The sequence below is a fragment of the Variovorax sp. 01T439_2 genome (genome assembly GCF_056398445.1).
Window position 1 is genome coordinate 1 of record NZ_JBFTPJ010001208.1, and the last position, 1405, is coordinate 1405.

Below are 1405 nucleotides of genomic sequence, written 5' to 3' on the forward strand. Positions count from 1 at the left end.
CTCGTGGGCGGCTCGGTTTCCCCTCGTGGGCGGCTCGGTTTCCCGGCCAAGCCTGGACGTTAGCCGCTTGTGCCCCTGCCCACATACCGCAGGCGCCATATTGCGTATGTGGACGCGGGTATGCGGCCTAGGGGGAAACCCTGGAGAGCGAGAGCAATTCCCGGGCCATGGGCCTGAGCGCGCCCATGGTGGCGAGCGCCGGGTACCGTCAGCCGCCGCCCGCCGCCGCCAGCGAGCGCGGCCGCATGTCGACCCAGTTCGCATCGATGAAGGCATTGCAGGCGGCCCGGTCGGTCGCTGCCAGCGCCACCTGCCAGCCGGCGGGCACGGCGATGAAGGCGGGCCACAGCGAGTGCTGGCCCTCGTGGTTCAGCAGCACCAGGAAGCTGGCGCTCTTGTCGTCGAACGGGTTGCTCATGTCGATTTCCTCGGGGTTCAGGCCATGGCCGCGGATGCGGGGGTTGTGGTGGTGCGGCGCAGCGCCGCCAGCGCCTCGGCGATGCCGGCGAGCGCCTGATGGCGCGCGAAATCCTCGCGCAATGCGGCCGCGCGCTGCCGATAGTTGGACTCGCCCAGCACCTTGCGCACGGCGTCGCCGATCTGGCGCGCGCCCGGCTGGCCGGTGCCCAGGTTGATGCCCGCGCCCGACCAGGCCACGCGCGCGGCGATCTCGGGTTTCTCTTCGCTGGTGCCGGCCACCACCAGCGGCACGCCGAGGCTCAGTGCATGGTTGACCGAGCCGTAGCCGCCGTTGGTGACCATCGCATGCACCTTGGGCAGCAGCCGGTCGTAGGGCAAGAACGGCAGCACGCGCGCATTGGCGGGCAGGTTCGCAGCCAGCGCAGGCGGCACCGGGCCGCCGGTGGTGGCGATGGCGAGGACGTTGCTGTCGCCTGCCAGCGCCTGCAGCGCCGGGCCGATCAGTTGCGCCGGGTTCTGGTTGGCCAGCGTGCCCTGCGTCACCAGCACGACCGAGCGGCCGTCGTCCAGCTCGGGCCACCAGTCGGGCGGCGTGAAGCCGCGGCTCGCGGGGGCGAGCAGCGGCCCGACGAAGCGCACCGATGCGGGCAGGTCGCTGCGCGGGTATTCGAAGGAAGGCGCCGTGAGCTGCAGGTACAGGTCCGGCAGCTTGACCATCGCATCGACGAAGAATTCCGGCAGCGCGGGCGAACCCGAGCGCGCCAGCAAGCCGTCGAAGTGGCGCTGCACTTCGCCAAACATCGCCTGCTTGAGGTTGGCATTCATCGCACGGTTGCGCGCGCGCCCTTCCGGCGTGCTCGACGGCGGCAGCGCGGTGCCGAAGAAGGCGGTGTCGCAGCTGGACAGCGGCAGCGCCGAGATGCCGATGGCGACGACGGCCGGACGCCTGTCGCGCGGCCCGAGCAGCAGCGGGAAGGTGCCGCAG

Annotated in this window: 2 protein-coding genes; both read right to left on the reverse strand. The window is 71.4% G+C overall.

Annotation, left to right across the window (positions count from 1 at the left end):
- Positions 1–208 precede the first annotated feature (208 nt).
- The gene (locus AC1DOC_RS33575) at positions 209–418 is read right to left on the reverse strand and encodes an MbtH family protein (protein ID WP_412511573.1); all 210 of its coding nucleotides are present in this window, start codon (positions 416–418) and stop codon (positions 209–211) included.
- 17 nt (positions 419–435) lie between these two features.
- Positions 436–1405 (reverse strand): glycosyltransferase (locus AC1DOC_RS33580; RefSeq protein ID WP_478131558.1); only part of this gene is annotated, 970 nt, incomplete at its 5' end.

Bases quoted from the DNA above. Each gene is read 5' to 3' on its own strand.
- AC1DOC_RS33575 (WP_412511573.1), bottom strand. From the start codon at position 418: ATGAGCAACCCGTTCGACGACAAGAGCGCCAGCTTCCTGGTGCTGCTG.